The following is an 18,220-nucleotide window of genomic DNA, read 5'->3' as shown; positions in this document are numbered from 1 at the left end:
TTTCTTTTATGTTATTTATAATCTTCATGCCCAAATCCCCTTTAATATAGTTTTTCTATTATATCTTCATTTATCTTAAAACTATGTTCTTCACTTGGAAAAACTTCTGTTTTTACTTCATCTATATAATTTGAAAATGCATTTTTCATCTTTTCTCCTATATTTTCATACTTTTTCACAAATTTAGGTGTAAAATCACTAAACATCCCCAACATATCTTGATATACAAGTACTTGGCCATCACAACCAGCACCTGCTCCAATTCCAATAGTAGGTATATTTAGCTTTTTAGTTATAAGTGATGCTAACTTTGATGGCACTCCTTCTAATACAACAGCAAATGCACCTGCATCTTCTACTGCTAGTGCATCTTCAATAAGCTTTTTTGCTGCTAATTCATCCCTACCTTGCACCTTAAATCCACCAAAAGCATTTACAGATTGTGGAGTCAGTCCAATATGCCCCATAACCGGTATAGAAGAGTTAACTATCGATTGTATTTGGTTAAAAATGTCTACTCCGCCTTCTAATTTTACCGCATGTGCTCTTCCTTCTTTTATAAGTCTACCTGCATTTACCACCGCATCATATGTAGATGTTTGATAAGACATAAAAGGCATATCTGCAACTATTAAAGTATTTGTACCTCCTCTTGATACTGCTTTTGTATGGTGTATCATATCTTCCATAGTTACAGATAGTGTATCTTCATAACCTAAACACACCATTCCTAATGAGTCTCCAACTAATATTCCATTGATTCCACAACTGTCAATTAACTTTGCAGTTGAATAATCATAAGCTGTAAGCATAGTTAGTTTTTCATTTCTTTCTTTAGCTTCTTTAAAAGTTACAACTGTATTTTTCATATTGTTCCCCCAAGTATTTTTCAATTTTAGAATAATCTTTTTCACAATTTTTAATTTTAGTTATTTTTAATAAGTGTCTAGATAAAATAGTATATAATTCTTTATCTTCATCATCTAAAGCGTAATAGTGATCTTTTATAGTTTCTAAATCACATCTTTCTATAGGCCCTGTTAAACTGTTCAAAACACCTTTTTCCTTTATGTTTTTTATATTAAATTCAATCAGCGGATATAAAGCTTCAATAGCTATATTTTTTTCAAATCCGCATTTTTCAAGATGTTTTATACTTTGATCAATTATAGGAACTATTAAGTTACTAGCGCTTACACAGGCTTCATGATATAAGGATTTATTTTCTTTATTGATTAATAAAACCTTGTTACCTATTGACAAAATATATTTTTTAAATAATTTATGTATTTTTTGTCTCCTTCAATTGTAATAAATGCTTTAGAAATATTTTTATAAGAATTATATTTATCTGAAATTGCTAATATTGGGTGAATTGAATAACCATATGCACCATATTGGTTTATATTCGAAAAGATTTCTGAGGATTTTGCTCCACTTAAATGACATATTATTTTATTATTAATAGGAAAGCTAATTAGATTATCCCACACAGTTTTTATTTGTGAGTCTTGAGTAGTGATTAATATAACATCACTATCTTGTACTAAATTTTCTAATTTAACATATTGTTTGGTATTTGTGAAAGTTGATGCTTCTTTAGAAGAATGCTCACTTTTACTATAATACCCCACTAAATTTATATTATTTTCTTTTAAATATTTTCCCAGGGAAAATCCCATCTTCCCCGCTCCAATAATTCCAAAGTTTATAGTTACCACCTCCTAACGAGTGTGATACTACTAATCAGTCTCATTCTAAAAAGATATGAGCTTCCTATAATAAAATTCTTAATATCCAATTGGTGCAGTTTAATTAAAATACCACCCATGATAAATGTAACTTCATTTTTGTGCCATGTCAATAAAAAAGTGGACTTAAAAAGCCCACTTTTTTCCGTCCTCATATCTATTCAAATTTACGTTTTCTTTCATCCCTTAAGCATAGTTACTCTCAAAGCGCCAACAAAGCTCTTAAAATCGATTTAAACAGCTTTTAAGGCATATAAAAAAGAAGCCTCCATCGAGACTTCTCTTGTTTATTATCCTAATATTTGTATTTCTATGTTTTGTCTTCCGAAAGTTGTACACTCAGATTCACTATTCATGAATATATCTATTTTATTTCCTTTTATAGCTCCTCCACAGTCCTCTGCAGTAAATACCATGTCAAACTTAGGTATATAAACCTTTGTTCCATACGGTATAACTGAAGGGTCTACAGCTATAGTTCCCCACTTAGGAGTTGTTCCTGTAGCAGTTATAGTATGACCTGAATATGCACTTGCATTTACAGTCATTAATCTTCCACTATTGTTGTTTGATGAAGTTGTTTCTTCAGTTTTTGATGATTCATTTGAAGTATTATTTTGAGTGTTATTTTGTGTATTGTTTGAAACTGCTTCTTCCGACTTCTCTTCTTTAACAGCTGAATCATTTTTTTGCTCTACTGTATTTGTTGTAGCAGCTTTTACCTTAGTATTTTTAGCTTGCTCCATAGCTTGAGATTCAGTTAAAACATAATCTCCAGATATCCAACCCTCTTTTTTATCATCAAGTTTAATTTTATACCAATCATTTTCATGCTCTAATACTTCTACAATAGTTCCATTTGCTAATGATCCTATTTTATCATTTTCTATAGATGGTCCTTTTCTTACGTTTAGTTCAGTAGCTGTTACAGTTCCTTTTTCTTTTTCAGTGTAATCTCCACTTACCCATCCTTCATTTCCGTCTGAAAGTTTAACTTTATTCCATCCATTGCTAGTTTCTAATATTTCAACAACCATTCCTCTGTCTAATGATCCTATTTTATCATTTTCTACAGATGGTCCTTTTCTTACATTTAATTTTTCTGGTGTAACTATTTCTTTCTCTGCAGCGTATATGCTGTTAGTTGAAGCATACATTCCTCCAACTACTAATCCTAATGTTAATACTATTGATTTCTTTGCTCTTTTATTCATACTCATAAAATTCCTCCATTCAATTAAATAAAATTAAAAATTATATATTATTGACCTTAATGTCTTTTTAAATTCATATTGTGTGTATTTGTTACTTTTTCGTAACTTTTTTTAACTTGTTATTAATGTTAATATACTTTTTTATTTTTGTAAACACCTAGAACCAAAAAAAATCAAATTTGGTTACAAAAGAGTTACAATTGGCAACAATGTTTATCTATTGAAATTACAAGGATTCATAGGTATGTGAATTCACTTAAAATTTTTTTAAATTTTTTTTGTAACAATTATAATTTATTGCTATTTTTTGCTTGTTTTATATAATAATCATTGTAAAAGTAGCATAAATTATAGCTTAATTACATTTTCTATTTTAAATATTATAAATTCACTTTGTAACTTTTAGCTTTTACACATAAATTCACTCATTTTTAATAGTTATTTTGTTACTAATTAAAAAATCATATTATAAGTTTATAAATTTATACTCAAATTAATATAAATCTTAATTTTTTAATTTCGACACAATACTAAAATTGTAGTTTGTTAATTGTTTTATATCCATTGTATATTTGTTATAGATTTTTTCTATGTTAATTTAATGTTAAGTTATTGCATAGATGCAATTTGTCTACTTATTCTATAACGATAAATATTTATCATTTCCTCATATAAATAAAAAATAAGGTTAGTAAAACTAACCTTATTTTTTATTTATATTAATTTTTATTGTTGATTACACATACCTCTACCTTGTCCTTGACCATTTCTCATATGTCTATTGTTTAATCTTTCAGATCTGTTTTGCTTCATATTTTCTAAAAAATCATTTCCTAAATACTTATATACTTTATCATGAATTTCAAAGTATTTGTTTAATTCTTCATCACTTAAATTACTTTTTGGTTGCTTATAGTACTTATCAAATATTAATTTTTCATCTTTTGTAAGTTCGTTGTAACCTTTGTCTATAAGTTTTTGTTGATCATCCGTAAGTCTGCATTCTTGTCTATTTTGCGATCTGTAACTAAGTGAATTATCTGTAGATGATTTTTCATTTGCATTTGCTATAACTCCCATAGATCCAAATCCAATAGCTGATATAACACTAAGTGATAATATTATTTTTTTTAACTTCATAAAACTACCTCCTATTAAATTATCTTTAATATCATTATGACTATCGATTGTTACAACTTAGTTACAAGCAAAAATTTTTTACAATTTTAATTCAAACCAAAATTCGACACCATCTTTTTTATTCAAAACACCACATTTACCGTCATGAAGCTTTATTATTTCTCTTATAATAGATAATCCTAATCCCACTCTATTGTCACTATATGTTCTTGATTTGTTAATTCTCATAAAAGAGTCCCATATATCATCTAAATATTCATCTTCTATATTTTCTCCACTATTATATATAGATACTTTTAAATTCTCCTTACATATATATGTAGTTATATTTAAAATACGGTTATCATCTATATGATGTATAGCATTATCTATAAAATTATATAAAACTTGTTGAATTCTAATTTTATCTGCATATATAAAGATATCATTTATATTTAAGGTTACATTTATATGTTTTTCTTTTATCTTTATTTCAAAATTTCTAATAGTTTCTATTATTAAGTCTTTTATATTTAAATTCTCTTTTTTTATACTAAACGTCTTAGACTCTAGCTTATATAAATCTAATAAGTCTTTAACTAATACGCCCATTTTTTCACTTTCTTCATATATTACATCTATATAGTATTCTCGATCCTCATAACTTTTAGCTACATTACTTTTTAAACCTAAAGCATATCCATTTATAACAGTTATAGGAGTTTTTAGCTCATGTGACACACTCGATACAAATTCTTTTCTAAGATTTTCTTGTTTTTCTTTATTTTTAATAAGGACTTCTAATTCATCATTTTTATATTTTAAATCACTTAAGCTACTATTTATCTTGTCAGACAATTTATTTATACTTTGTCCTAATTTCTCAATCTCATCATTAGTTTTTATATCTACGCTTTCATTAAAATCTAAATTTGAAATTTTATCAGTTACTTCATTTAGTTTTCTTATAGGTTTTGTAAACTTAATTGAAAAAATTATAGCCATTATAATAGAAATAATTATTATCGGAATAAAAATAATTATTAAAAAAGTAGAAGCTATCTTTATGCTATTTTCAATTGAACTTATAGGTGTTTTAATAACTGTAGTATATAAGTTATCATTTGTACTCGATATGATTGATAAAAACTCAATATTTTCTGAGTTTTCATGTATTATATATGAAGTTAAATTTCTATTTATATAGTATTTATCTACTACTTCATATTTGTTTTTCATCTTACCCATCATGTGATTATTCATACTCATTCTATTCTTAAATACTAAGTTTCCTTCTTTATTATATATATCTAGATTTAAACCCTTACTTTCGGTTAATTCTAAAAGCTTATTTGATGTATTTTCATCTAAATTTTCATTCAATATTACTTTTATTTCATTTGAGAATTTATCTAATTGTAAACTAGTATACTTTATATATATATCTTTAAAGGTGATAGTAAATATTAATATTCCAACTAGCATCATTGAGTTTATAAGTATTATACCTGTTAATAATTTATTTTTTATGGATTTCATACTAACGCCCAAAAACATAACCAAAACCTCTTATATTTTTAATTAACTCTGATTGAGAACCTAGTTTTTTTCTTAATCTTGTTATATGCGTATCTAATGTCCTTGGATCACCATAATAGTCATAACCCCATACTAGATCTAATAATTTCTCTTTTTTTAGAGATATGCCTATATTATTTAAAAATATAAACATTAATTCATATTCTATTGGTGTAAGTTCAATTTCTTTTTCTCTAATTCTTATTACATTATTATTTAATTGAAGAACTATATCTTCATATTTAAAGATTTGCTTTTCTTTCAATGAGTTAACTCTTTTTAATAAATTTTTTACTCTAGCAATTAGTAACTTCGGATTAAATGGCTTAGAGATATACTCATCTGCACCTATATCAAAGCCAAATAGTTCATCTATATCACTATCTTTTGCTGTTAATATAAGTACAGGAATATCTGATTTTGACTTTATATGCTTACATACATCCCATCCATCTACAATAGGCATCATTATATCTAATATAGCTAGTGATATATTTTCTTTTTCAAACAACTCAATTGCTTCTTTTCCATTCTCAGCTTTATATACATTAAATTCTTCTAATTTTAAGAAATCATTTATTAATCTTAGTATTCTTAAATCATCATCAGCAACTAATATATTAACCATTTCCCATTCTCCTTAATACTTTTTGTTTTATGTTAACATAAAACAAACTCTGGTTAAACACTAGAGCTTGTTTTCTATTTAAATAATTTAAATTTTTCTAATTCTTTAACACTTAAAGGTTTGATATAAAAAATCCTGCTCCAATAATGAAATAAACAGATAATAATTGTACCCCTTCTAGCCAATTTGACTCTCCATCACTTGCAACTCTGTTTACAATAAGAACAGAAACGATTAGTGCTACTAATTCAAACGGATTAAATACAATACTCATAGGAGTAAAAAGTAAGCTTAAAAATATTAATACAGGAGCAACAAGTAATATTATTTGTAAACTAGATCCAACTGCAATTTCTACAGCAACATCCATCTTATTTTTCATCGCCATTACGACAGCAGTCGAATGTTCTGCTGCATTTCCTATTATAGGTATTATTATTATCCCTACAAAAAATTCACTTAATCCTAATGTTGCCGTTAATGAGTCTACACCACTAACTAAAAATTCGCTTTCGATAGCTATTAATATAGTAGCTATAGCTAAAACAAATATAGATTTTTTAAGTGTCCACTTAGCCTCTCCATTTTCCTCATGCTCTGATGAATATATATCTTTATGTGTATAAAACGAAAATACTAAACTTAATATGTATATTATAAACATTATTACAGCTACAATAATGCTTAATCCCTCATATTTTGTATTTAGTAAGTTAGAATTAATTGTATGAGTAAAAATCGCAGGTACACAAAGTCCTATAACTGCAAATAAAAGCATACTTGATGATACTTCTATAACTTTTTTATTAAATTTCTGATTTTTATGCTTTAGTCCGCCCAACAACATGCTAGCTCCTAGTACAAGTAATATATTTCCTATTACCGATCCTGCGATAGATGCTTTTACTACATCAAATAAGCCTGCTTTTAAAGCAAAGAATGAAATAATAAGTTCTGTTGCATTTCCAAATGTAGCATTTAAAAACCCCCCTATTTTAGATCCTGTATAAAAAGCTATTTCTTCTGTAGCTTCTCCCATAAGTCCTGCTAGCGGTACAATTGATAGTGCGGCTAATAAAAACATTACTGTTGGTGGCAACTTCATAAATTCGGCAATTATACTTACCGGTATAAATATAAGCAAGTATTTTAATATTTTCATATGTTCACCTCTTATACGTGTAATTTTTATAGTATTTTTTCTAGCTTATTTTATTCGTATAATATATTATCTACCTTATTTTATCTAAAAATAACTACTAACAAATAAAAAAACATTTAATAGGTAAGGATTTACTCATTTGTAAATCTCCCCATAAATGCTTTTTCACCTAATTGTTTATGTAATTTTTTATAGTTCCTAGAACTAGCATAAATGCACTCCAATATAAAGCACTACAAGTAAATGCCGCATATTCATTTATAATTTCTATCTTTAATAGTATAATTGTTAAAAAAGTAATTATCGTGGCCATTGTTCTAGATATAATTTTATTTTTAATATATCCTTAAAGTCCATTTTATCTTTTATATTATCTACAGGCGCTAAAGCATATATACATCCCCAACTTAATACCGTAAATAAAACAATTAAAAACTTATATGTTGTTAAATCCTCATAACTACTAGAAAATATAGTAAATATGTATATCCCCATAAACATTAACAATCGTATAATGTAATTTTTAGCCCTGTATCCACAGGCAAATCTTCTTATTATCAAATAACATATTAAAAGTATTATTCCTTGAGTAACTTTGCCGAAGATAGTACCAACTAAAATTACACTTACAAAGCTCATTCCAAAAAATATTAAAGATTTTATTTTATCTCTATATTTTTCAAATTTTTCTGTGTCTATTATATTTTTTAGCACAAGAAATGACACAAGTCTGTCGGTAAGTGATTCAATCATTAAGTCCTCCCTTTTTACCTTTTTATTTTAAATTACCACCTTATATTTGTTTATTCAATACAAATTAAAAAACTAGTCATTAAATGTTTATATTTACCATTTTTTAATGCAAAAACTGACATTTTAGAATAAAAAAAAAGACTGTTTTGAAAACAGTCTTTAAGATGGTTTAACTATTTATATAATTTACTATCCTTTTTTGATAATTCTAATATAATGTATTGTTGGAATTTTTAAATAATGATATCATATGCAAGCATATATTTTTTACAAAGGGGGATTTTATGACAAAAGATATGACAGCTGGTAATCCAGTAAAACTAATTTTATACTTTTCTATACCACTTTTAATAGGTAATATATTTCAACAGTTTTATAGTATGGTTGATACTATAATAGTAGGAAGATTTTTAGGGGTTAAGGCTCTTGCTGCAGTTGGATCAACAGGATCCATGAATTTCCTAATAATAGGATTCGTATTAGGTCTTACTTCAGGCTTTTCTGTTTTAGTGTCTCAAAAGTTTGGAGCTAACGATATTGATGGAGTAAAAAAAGCAGTTGCCAGTGCAATTGTTCTATCTATTATTATGTCAATTTTAATAACAGTTATAAGTGTTGTTACATCAAAATCAATTTTACACTTAATAAATACACCTATTGATATTATAGAGGACGCTCAATCTTATATAGTGGTTATCTATGGAGGAGTATTTGCTACTTTTTTCTATAATATGATATCTAGTATACTCCGTGCTCTTGGTGATAGCAAAACACCTCTATATTTTTTAATAGTAGCATCAATTTTAAATATCATTCTTGATTTATTTTTTATAATAACTTATCTATGGGAGTTGCTGGTGCAGCTTATGCAACAGTAATTGCTCAAGGCGTTTCCGGAATTTTATGTTTATTTTATATGGCTAAAAAATTCCCTATATTAAAACTTGAGAAAAAACATTTTAAATTTGACAGTTTCTATTTAAAAAAACATTTAAGCATTGGGATTCCAATGGCTATGCAATTTTCTATAACTGCTATAGGCGCAATTGTACTCCAAGGTGCTGTTAATGCATTTGGGTCAACAGTAGTAGCAGCTCATACTGCTGCGTCTAAAGTAGAGCAATTAGTTATGCAACCTAGTATAACATTTGGAGTTACTATGGCAACTTATTGTGCTCAAAACCTAGGGGCTGGAAACATAGAGAGAATAAAAGAAGGTGTAAAAAATGCACTATTATAAATATTGCTATAGGTCTTGTGGGAGGTCTTATACTATTTTTATTTGGTGATCAATTTGTTAAGCTGTTTGTATCAGGTTCTGATCCAGATGTAGTTGCTTACTCTATGAAATATCTAACTACAGTTGCATTTTTCTTTATACCACTTAGCTTAATATTCATATATAGAAATGCACTTCAAGGAATGGGCTACACTTTTGTTCCTATGTTAGCTGGAGTTTGTGAGTTATTAGCTAGGACGATCGTTGCATTTACACTCCCTTTATTCTTAGGATATTTTGGAGTTTGCTTAGCAGGACCTATGGCTTGGATTGCAGCTTGTATCCCTTTAATACTTGATTATATAAAAAAAATAAATACATTAACTGAGTCTGAAGTTTTATCTATTCATATTTAACAGTCTTAAAATTATTTTAAGACTGTTTTTAGTATCAGTTTTTATATTAAACTGATACTTTTGTTGCAATTAATTCATCTAACTGATACTATATTGTAATATAATTTAATCGGAGGACTCATTATGAATCATAATAAATTTATATTACAAAGATTATCAATAAAAGATGAAACTAGAGCGCTAAAAATTCTTTTATCAGCTATAATAGGTATTTATTTATGTAATTTAACTAATTATTTTAAAGTATCAACTACTGTAATAACTGTAGGAATTGTATTTGCAATGCTTCCAACTGTTTCAGGTGCTAGAACTTATTGCTTACAAAGGTTTTTCGCAAATATATTAGGAGCTATACTAACCTTTTGTATAGGTATTATTTTCAGATGGAATATATATTCACTTGCATTAGTTTGTTCTTCAGATGTATTTATTTTTTATAAATTCAACTTACATAAAACCAAACTCAGTTTAATGAGCTTAGTTTCAGGTAGTCTAATTTTATTTTTACTATGAGTGATCCATCACAAATACTAGTAAGGCTTTCATCGATTCTATTGGGATCACTTATAGCAATTACCATAAATGAGTTAATTTTACCTATTAACCAAGGCTTTAAAGTTGAAGAATTAATATTTAATTTTTCTAAAGAAGCCTTTAAAATTACTGATTATATGCTTTTAAATATTACAATTTTAGATGTTTTAAATATTAAAAATTTAAATCTATATAATCAATCTATAAAACCAACTTATTAATTTTAGATAAAGAATCAAAAATTAATTCACTTAAAAATCATTTAAAACATTATAAATTTAAAATTAATACTCTAGATTACCTAGGAATTGTTTGTGAAAATTATTATAATTTTTTAAATTTAATTGCTAATAATATATATGAATTTAATAATTTATCTATTGAAGAAAAATTATATATAAAAGAACTTTTATCTAATTTTAATATACAACATAAATATTTATTAGATAGTATATTAAATAATAATCACATTCAAGTTTTTGAGCTTATAGATATAGACCATAGTAAATTTGAATTACATAACTCTCTAAGTATTTTATTATTAGGAAGAATTTTAGAATATAGGAAATCTTTAATTGAATTAAAAGAATCTATTGATAGTATTAATCCAAATAATACTTTCCAGAGTGTTGAAGTTTTTAAATTTAATATGTAATATATTTATATGAGAGAAAAATATAGAATAGATAAAAAAAGAATAAGTTATTTGAAGTATAACTACATATTTTGTCCTAGATATAGAAGAAAGATTTTTGAGAATGATGAGGTGAAAAAAATATTTTATGATGTAATAAAGTCTGAAGCAGAACTTTTAAATATAAAAATCTTATCTATATATTGTGGAGATGATTACTGTAAACTTCAAGTTAATGCTCTTTCTGATATAAGTCCACATGATATTATTGTCAAATTTAAGATAAGTTCTTCCAAAGTTTTGAGAAGTGAGTTTGATCACCTTAATCATTTAGAAAGCCTTTGGACTAGAGCTTCTTTTGTAACTACAGAAGATGAAATTTATGATGATGTTTTAAATGAGTACTTAGAACTTCAGAAAAAAAGAGGTTAAGATTAATGGCATGATATAATTTAAATTATATACATGCCATTCTTTAATATATCTAGAAATTTATATCCGAAAATTCTACTGCAGTTTTTGAGTTTCTTGAACTATAAGAATTTATCTCAAAATCATCATCTTCGCCAGCTTCAATAACTTGTATAGGTAACATTACTATAAACTCACTACCTTCTCCCAGTTTTGAATTTACAATAACATCACCTTTATGCATATTTGTAAATATCTTAACAAGTGATAGACCTATTCCACTTCCTTCGTTTTTTCTGACCATAATATCATCAACTTGCGTAAACCTATCAAATATTCTTTCCAAGTCTTTAGATTTCATTCCAATTCCAGTGTCTCTTACTGAAAATTCAAGAATATCTTTATATTCATCTACGTTTACATTTATATATACTTTTGTATTGTCTTTTGAAAATTTAATAGCATTTGATATTAGATTCAATACTATTCGTTCTATTTTATCTGGATCTACACTCATAATTAATTCTTCACAATTAGTGTCAAATATTATATCTATACTCTTACAATCAGCATATGGTATAACAGATGTTACTATACTTTCTAGTAAAAATATTATATCTACATTTTTTAATTTTAAGTTCATAAATCCAGAATCAACTTTAGCTATATCAATAATATTATTAGTAAGTCTTAAAAGCCTATTACAATTTTGTTTTATTATATTTATTTTATTCAAATTACTTTCCGAGTAACTGTTATTAACTTTTTGTATATTAATATCTAATATTTGATTTGCAGACATTATAACAGCAACGGGAGTCCTTAACTCATGACTAATATTAGATATAAAATTACTTTGTGATTTATGCATACTCTCTGCTGTTTCTTTTGCTTTTATTAACTCTTTCTGATAGTTTATTTTTTTTATAGTATATAATATTAATGAAGCTATAACAATCAACAAACTTATTGTTAATGATAAATACCCATATACCATGTCTTTATATTTATAAAGAGTATCAATTGGACTATTAACTACCTGAGACTCACTTGGTAGCTTTTTTATGTTTATATTATAAAATTTCAACTTATTATAATCAAATATATAATTATCTATCTTATTACCATCAATAATTTTTTCTTTTGGTTCTTCTCCATTTAGTATTTCCTTAACTATCTTACCAGCTTCTTTTCCTTGTTCAATATGACTAACTACCTTCCCTCCAACAAATCCACATTCAATACCATAATTCATAGTTGAATATATAGGTACATTTGTACTTTCACTAATTAGCTTGTACGAACCTTTTATAGACTTTACATTTCCAAATTTGTCTCTATATGCATACATTACAAACAATACATCATTATCTCCTAAAGTTTTTAATTTCTTTTTAAGTTCTTCAAAGCTAATATCTTTTAAAGAAATCAAATTAAATTTTGTGTCTTTAAATTCTTTTTTTAATACATCTAGGTTATAATCTAAATTTAGAGAATTTGAATATGCATCAGTTACAATTGTTATGTCTTTATTTTTATGAAGTTTTCTTATTAAGTCTATATTTCCTTTTATAGATTGTGGTTCTGTTATACCATAAACTAATTTTGATTTTTTTGCTAATTCAATACTATTATTAGAGCTTACTCCTAAAAATATTATTGGAGTGTTTTTAAATAGTTCATCTCTATGTTCCATTCCAAACCCAAAAGCTTGGTCATCTCCTAAAATAACAGCATCATATCCTTTTTTACCTATTAGCTTTTGTTTCAATAATTCATAAAATTTTTCTTTATTTTCTTCTCCTAAAAATGTTCTTGAATCCATATATTCAATTTGAAGATTTACATCTTCACTTATTCCAGATTGTATTCCTTCAATTTGGTCTGAAAACGTTTCAACATTAGGATTATAAGAACTTATAAATAGAACATGCTTTTCTTTTTCAGATGCATATGTTATATTAAAAAGCAAAAACCATGCTAATCCAACTAAAATACATAATATATTTATTTTGTTTTTTGTATCATTCTCCCCCAACCCTTACTTGTTTAGTATCTTTTATATGAATTTGCCCTATCAAGTAATATTATATCAAGTTTTCTCTTATCTCGCTTATAATTTCCAAATTTAAACATAAAAAAACAATTTGAAAATTGGGCATTAATTTCAGCCTAATTAGTTATATTTTTATTATTATATTCTCTAATTAGTTCTCTTTCTCCTAATTCAACTAATTTTTTACTCATCATTCCACCTAAATTTCCACCCATAAATCCAGCTTCATACGATGTCTTATTCGCTCCATTAACATGTTCACTTTGTATTCCTAATTCTCCAGCCATTTCTAACTTCATTTGATTTAAAGCTTTTTTTGCATTACTTACTAACGGTTTATTTGTCATAAAAATTACCTCCTTAAACTGTAATTATCTATAATTTTTACAGTTTTTAAAAGTATTATTATGCATTTTATGTTAATCAACTACACATTAAAATTTATTAATATCTCACATCTTTATATCTTCTAAGTTTTGAATCTCAGGATTATAGTTTAAAACTTTCTTGGTACTACTGCTAAGAAATAAAGGTATACATCCTATTATACAAATTAAAAAACACCCTAACATAATACTTCTTGGATAAAAAATATCTCCAAGAAATCCACCTATTAATGTTCCTATTGGTTGTATAGCTATAGAACAAGTCATCACTATACTCATCACTTTACCTCTCATATCTTGTGGCACAGTAACCATCATTGATGCCATCATAACGGTATTTGATATTGTATTAAAAAATAACCCAAAAGAGAAGCATACGCACATTACATAAAATTTATTTATAAGTACTCCTAAAAAGAAAAATATAATTGTTAAAAATAATGATATAAGCATTGTTTTAGCTCTATTTTCAGCTTTTATATTTATATTTGTAAGTAATATACTTGCTACAATCATCCCTATACTTTGGAAAGCAGATATAACTCCATATCTTGCCACTCCCAAAGATTCTTCCATCATAAACCATGGTCTTAAAAGTATCGAAAAAATAGCAAAGAAAAAATTTAACGCAAAACATACAGCAAGCAATACAACTAAACCCCTGAATCCAAATGTAAAGTTTAGTCCTTCTTTAAAATCTTCTCTAAATGTCAATTTTGATTCTTTTTGCTCTACTTTAGGTATACTTATAAACATTTCAGTTACAGTTGATATAATATAACTTATTCCATTAAATATAAACATTACTGAAGCTCCCAGAATTGAATATATAAACCCACCTGAAAGGCTACCTACTAGACTTGTTGTTGACACTGCCATTTGCTGTGCTGAGTTTGCTTTTACTATGTTATCATTAGAAACTAAATCTGGAATAACTGAACTTATTGCCGGATTGAAAAATGCAGAACATATACCACATATTACTCCAATTAAAATAACCATCCAAACTTCTAATATGTTTTTATATGCTGCATAACCTACAAATAAAATCCCAATCCCTCTTATTAGATCTCCTAAAATTATCATCTTTTTTCTATCAAATCTATCTACTATAACTCCTGCAAAAGGCCCAATTATAATCCTAGGTAAACTTATAGCTGCCATTAGTATTCCCATTATAGATGACGATCCTGTTTTATCTAGAACCCAAAACCCTAAAGCGATAGAGTAAAATGCATCTCCAAGACAAGATACTAACTGACCTTGCCACAATAAAAAAAGTTTTTATTCCATAAATTTTTAGGTTTTTCAAAGTTTTTTATACTCTCCACAATTAACCCGCCTTTTAATTTTTTATTTAATATAAGTATATACATGAGAATAATATTTGTCACTAATTTGATTAAAATATTTAATTTCATTTCCAATATTTTTAATTTAATATATTTTATTAATATTTTCAATTCTAATATTCCATTTTTAAATTTTATATTATTTATTAAAGTATAATAAAATACAAATAAAAAAGGACTACCTAAAAGTAATCCTTTCTAGTTATGTTTTTATTATTTATAAATATTCTTCTATTGCTTCTCTAGCTAATCTATCTGCTATATCATTATATTTATTACAACTATGTCCTTTAACTTTTATAAATGTTATTGATAAATCTTTGCTGTAATCTTCTACAAATCTAACATATGATTGAGTGTATTCATTTTTAGCCTGCCAAGCTCCAGCCGCCCAAAGTGAAATATTTTTTAAATCATGATATATACATAACTTTTTTAGTCCTTTATCATGGGCTAATTTTATAGCATATTTAGCAGCCTCTATTTCACCTACTATATTCCATTGATCCCACTTATCATGTCCTGCTGTTTTATATTCTTGAATTAAATCTTTTTCAATATCAATTACTGCAATACCTGATCCAAAAGTTTTTGATACTCTATCATAACTTCCATCGACGAAAGCTATCATATCATAATTACATTTTATATCTTCTGGTTCAATGTAGTTTTCAAAGTAATCTACATTTGCTTTACTTTTTATTGGCTTTAATTCTTTGTCTTTAGATTCTGATGTTGATTTACTTTTAACATTAGTTTTAGATTTCTTTGATATATTTTCTACCTTTATTCCTGCAAACTTTTCAGCTTCTTCTAACGTTTTAAAACTCTTATATATAGAACCTGGAAATTTATTAACCTGTTCTTTACATTCATCCCAAGTTGTATAAACTCCCGGTTTTTTTCCTACTTTAACTGCATAAAATTTTTTACTCACAGCATACTCTCCTATCTTTAGTTTCCTATCTCTAACTTAATATTATTATGAATCTATTAATTTTTCAAATATTTTATAAACTTTATAAACTTTTTTGCTATATTTTAACTTTTTATATTGACACAGTAATCGAAAACAATTATCATTAAGTTAAGCAATTGATATTAATTATCAATTCCATTTAGGAGGTAAAACTATGAAAATTATATATTGGAGTGGTACTGGTAATACAGAAACTATGGCAAATCTTATAAGTAGTGGTTTATCTAATCAAGGTAAGTCAGCTGAACTTTTAAGAGTAGAGTCAGTAAATGTAGATGATTTAAAAAATGAAAATATATTAATACTAGGTTGCCCATCAATGGGTGATGAAAATCTAGAAGAGGTTGACTTTGAGCCTTTCATCGAATCTTTAAAAGGTCTAGGTGCAGGTAAGAAAGTATGCTTATTCGGATCTTATGGATGGGGCGATGGTGAATGGATGAAAAAATGGGAAGAACAAATGGATTCATACGGGTTTGAACTTCCATTAGAATCAGTAATAGTAAACGAAGCTCCCGAAGGTGATGACAAAGACCTTTGTATTAAATTCGGAGAAAATATAGCTAAATTATAAATTTTTTAAAGTCAATAAATTTATCCTAAAATTATTATGTTCATAAAAATAGAGCTAAAAAGTTAGCTCTATTTTTTATATTAAGTTTTTAAAATTTATTCAATTTAATATTGACTTTTTAATTGAAAACAATTATCATTTTATTAGAACAATGATAATTAATATCATTTCACTCAGCTCATAAGTAAGCCTATATTTTAAAATATTGTATATTTCCTAAAACAAACAAATTTCAAAGAGGACTGTTCCCCAATTTATCAATTGTAACAGTCCTTTTTGTTTTTCGTAATTTAATTTGTAGCCTACCCAATTTCAGTTATTGTATATTCATGAAACTATTATTTATATAAAATCCTGCAAATGTCCTTCCATTCTTGTTTCCTATAGAACTTATTTTTGTAAAACTATATGCATGATTATAATTCATCTCATCGATGTAAAATAATCATGCATATAATTTGTTGACTCAAAAAAAGGTTATCTAATTTCTTAGATAACCTTTTAAATGCTATTTATTATTTTACATAAACATTAGATACATATCCACATTGTCCATTAAACTTTATTTTATGCCAATCAAACTTAGTGTCTAAAACTTCAACTTTTTCGCCCTTTGATAAGTATCCTATTGTGTTAAACATACTACCTCTTCCGCTTCTTACACAAACTCCATCAGATAAAGATATAGCTACATTCTTATTAACCTTAATACCTTTTTCATCTTTAAATCCTAAATTAGAAATAACTCCGTCGACTATACCATTAGCTACCTTTTCTTGATATTCATTAGTTGTTAACTTATTTCCTTCATCCTCATTAGATATAAACCCACACTCTACAAGTACTGCTGGAGCTTCATTGTCTCTTAAAACTTGTAAGTTTCCTTTTTTAACTCCTCTATTAAGTCCATTAGTGCTACTTAATAAACTTCTTTGAACTACATCTGCAAACTCTTTATTTTCATCGTTATAATAAAAAGTTTCTATACCTTTTGTAGTTGTATCTTCTGCTGCATTTTGATGAATAGATACAAACATATCAACATCTGCTAAGTTTGACTTATTTGTTCTTTCTCTTAGTGACACATATTCATCACTTTTTCTACTAGTCATAACATCTATTCCACGTTTTTCTAGCTTTGTTTCAACTTTATTAGCTATTTGAAGATTTAAATTATCTTCGATTCTATTATTATAAGCAGATCCATTATCATTTCCACCATGGCCTGCATCTATGAACACCTTATAATTATTTGCGTGAGAAACTGTCATTGTCGACATAAATGCTGTTGATAAAACTACAGCTACTACACCTTTTCTTATTGTCGTAATTTTCAAAATATTCCTCCTTTTTAACTTTTGTGTAATTTTTACTACACAAACTATTATACATAATTTTTCATTTTTTCAACACCCTTATTTTTTGACATTTTATGAGTGTTGTTCTCAAGTTTT

Annotated in this window: 20 protein-coding genes and 1 pseudogene; 6 read left to right on the top strand and 15 right to left on the bottom strand. The window is 26.5% G+C overall.

The features are described 5' to 3' along the window. Positions 1–41 precede the first annotated feature (41 nt). The 10 genes from panB to LEQ07_RS04870 all read right to left on the bottom strand — a co-directional run bounded on the left by panB (position 42) and on the right by LEQ07_RS04870 (position 8,205). Positions 42–869, bottom strand: coding sequence for a 3-methyl-2-oxobutanoate hydroxymethyltransferase (panB, locus tag LEQ07_RS04915; protein WP_046823915.1), 828 nt, complete (start codon positions 867–869; stop codon positions 42–44). Next, positions 844–1,263 carry a DUF2520 domain-containing protein gene (locus tag LEQ07_RS04910; RefSeq protein ID WP_263329738.1) on the bottom strand — a complete coding sequence of 140 codons (420 nt, stop codon included), beginning with the start codon at positions 1,261–1,263 and terminating at the stop codon, positions 844–846. Before LEQ07_RS04910 ends, panB begins: the two co-directional genes overlap by 26 nt. After that, on the bottom strand, positions 1,254–1,682 hold the full coding sequence (locus LEQ07_RS04905) for a hypothetical protein (RefSeq protein ID WP_263329737.1): 429 nt from the start codon (positions 1,680–1,682) through the stop codon (positions 1,254–1,256). The genes LEQ07_RS04910 and LEQ07_RS04905 overlap by 10 nt, the downstream gene beginning before the upstream one ends. 359 nt (positions 1,683–2,041) lie before the next feature. Next, entirely contained in the window at positions 2,042–2,971 is a 930-nt protein-coding gene (locus LEQ07_RS04900; RefSeq protein ID WP_052952088.1) for an SH3 domain-containing protein, read from the bottom strand. A gap of 720 nt (positions 2,972–3,691) precedes the next feature. Beyond that, positions 3,692–4,105, bottom strand: coding sequence for a hypothetical protein (locus tag LEQ07_RS04895; protein ID WP_046823913.1), 414 nt, complete (start codon positions 4,103–4,105; stop codon positions 3,692–3,694). Positions 4,106–4,183: 78 nt separating this feature from the next. After that, positions 4,184–5,641, bottom strand: coding sequence for a sensor histidine kinase (locus tag LEQ07_RS04890; protein ID WP_052952087.1), 1,458 nt, complete (start codon positions 5,639–5,641; stop codon positions 4,184–4,186). Further along, positions 5,625–6,290: a response regulator transcription factor gene (locus LEQ07_RS04885; RefSeq protein WP_046823912.1), complete on the bottom strand. Its 666-nt coding sequence runs from the start codon at positions 6,288–6,290 to the stop codon at positions 5,625–5,627. Before LEQ07_RS04885 ends, LEQ07_RS04890 begins: the two co-directional genes overlap by 17 nt. A 112-nt stretch (positions 6,291–6,402) precedes the next feature. Beyond that, positions 6,403–7,452, bottom strand: coding sequence for a calcium/proton exchanger (gene cax / locus LEQ07_RS04880; RefSeq protein ID WP_263329733.1), 1,050 nt, complete (start codon positions 7,450–7,452; stop codon positions 6,403–6,405). A gap of 169 nt (positions 7,453–7,621) precedes the next feature. Next, the gene (locus tag LEQ07_RS04875; RefSeq protein ID WP_263329732.1) at positions 7,622–7,765 is read right to left on the bottom strand and encodes a hypothetical protein; all 144 of its coding nucleotides are present in this window, start codon (positions 7,763–7,765) and stop codon (positions 7,622–7,624) included. After that, the gene (locus LEQ07_RS04870; protein ID WP_263329730.1) at positions 7,753–8,205 is read right to left on the bottom strand and encodes an accessory gene regulator B family protein; all 453 of its coding nucleotides are present in this window, start codon (positions 8,203–8,205) and stop codon (positions 7,753–7,755) included. The genes LEQ07_RS04875 and LEQ07_RS04870 overlap by 13 nt, the downstream gene beginning before the upstream one ends. Positions 8,206–8,489: 284 nt before the next feature. Between LEQ07_RS04870 and LEQ07_RS20800 the strand changes: the two genes are divergently transcribed. The 5 genes and pseudogenes from LEQ07_RS20800 to tnpA all read left to right on the top strand — a co-directional run bounded on the left by LEQ07_RS20800 (position 8,490) and on the right by tnpA (position 11,440). Continuing rightward, a complete protein-coding gene (locus LEQ07_RS20800) occupies positions 8,490–9,083 on the top strand; it encodes an MATE family efflux transporter (RefSeq protein ID WP_332842929.1) in 594 nt (197 codons plus the stop codon). Then, a pseudogene (locus LEQ07_RS22865) lies at positions 9,050–9,840 on the top strand (MATE family efflux transporter). Before LEQ07_RS20800 ends, LEQ07_RS22865 begins: the two are co-directional and overlap by 34 nt. A gap of 123 nt (positions 9,841–9,963) precedes the next feature. Further along, positions 9,964–10,353, top strand: a complete 390-nt coding sequence (locus LEQ07_RS04860; RefSeq protein WP_263329729.1) for an aromatic acid exporter family protein — start codon at positions 9,964–9,966, stop codon at positions 10,351–10,353. Further along, positions 10,350–10,595 carry a hypothetical protein gene (locus LEQ07_RS04855; RefSeq protein WP_263329728.1) on the top strand — a complete coding sequence of 82 codons (246 nt, stop codon included), beginning with the start codon at positions 10,350–10,352 and terminating at the stop codon, positions 10,593–10,595. Before LEQ07_RS04860 ends, LEQ07_RS04855 begins: the two co-directional genes overlap by 4 nt. Before the next feature lie 443 nt (positions 10,596–11,038). Beyond that, on the top strand, positions 11,039–11,440 hold the full coding sequence (tnpA, locus tag LEQ07_RS04850) for an IS200/IS605 family transposase (RefSeq protein WP_263329727.1): 402 nt from the start codon (positions 11,039–11,041) through the stop codon (positions 11,438–11,440). A gap of 52 nt (positions 11,441–11,492) precedes the next feature. Here the strand turns inward: tnpA and LEQ07_RS04845 are convergent, their stop codons facing one another. From LEQ07_RS04845 to LEQ07_RS04830, 4 genes are all read right to left on the bottom strand, one after another. Further along, positions 11,493–13,391 (bottom strand): sensor histidine kinase, encoded by a 1,899-nt coding sequence (locus LEQ07_RS04845; RefSeq protein ID WP_263329726.1) that lies wholly within the window; start codon positions 13,389–13,391, stop codon positions 11,493–11,495. A gap of 200 nt (positions 13,392–13,591) precedes the next feature. Further along, positions 13,592–13,822 carry an alpha/beta-type small acid-soluble spore protein gene (locus LEQ07_RS04840; protein WP_263329724.1) on the bottom strand — a complete coding sequence of 77 codons (231 nt, stop codon included), beginning with the start codon at positions 13,820–13,822 and terminating at the stop codon, positions 13,592–13,594. Between the two features lie 105 nt (positions 13,823–13,927). After that, positions 13,928–15,133, bottom strand: coding sequence for an MFS transporter (locus LEQ07_RS04835; protein ID WP_263329723.1), 1,206 nt, complete (start codon positions 15,131–15,133; stop codon positions 13,928–13,930). Positions 15,134–15,430: 297 nt separating this feature from the next. Beyond that, positions 15,431–16,150 (bottom strand): ribonuclease H1 domain-containing protein, encoded by a 720-nt coding sequence (locus LEQ07_RS04830; RefSeq protein ID WP_046821738.1) that lies wholly within the window; start codon positions 16,148–16,150, stop codon positions 15,431–15,433. 196 nt (positions 16,151–16,346) lie between these two features. Between LEQ07_RS04830 and LEQ07_RS04825 the strand changes: the two genes are divergently transcribed. Next, positions 16,347–16,766, top strand: a complete 420-nt coding sequence (locus LEQ07_RS04825; RefSeq protein WP_046821737.1) for a flavodoxin — start codon at positions 16,347–16,349, stop codon at positions 16,764–16,766. A gap of 515 nt (positions 16,767–17,281) precedes the next feature. Here the strand turns inward: LEQ07_RS04825 and LEQ07_RS04820 are convergent. Then, positions 17,282–18,103, bottom strand: coding sequence for an N-acetylmuramoyl-L-alanine amidase (locus LEQ07_RS04820; protein WP_052951945.1), 822 nt, complete (start codon positions 18,101–18,103; stop codon positions 17,282–17,284). Positions 18,104–18,220: the final 117 nt, after the last annotated feature.

It is taken from the genome of Paraclostridium sp. AKS73 (assembly GCF_025671395.1).
Classification (GTDB): Bacteria; Bacillota; Clostridia; order Peptostreptococcales; family Peptostreptococcaceae; genus Paraclostridium; species Paraclostridium benzoelyticum.
The sequence above is the reverse complement of the archived record's forward strand: the minus strand, read 5'-3'. Positions and strand labels throughout refer to the sequence as shown.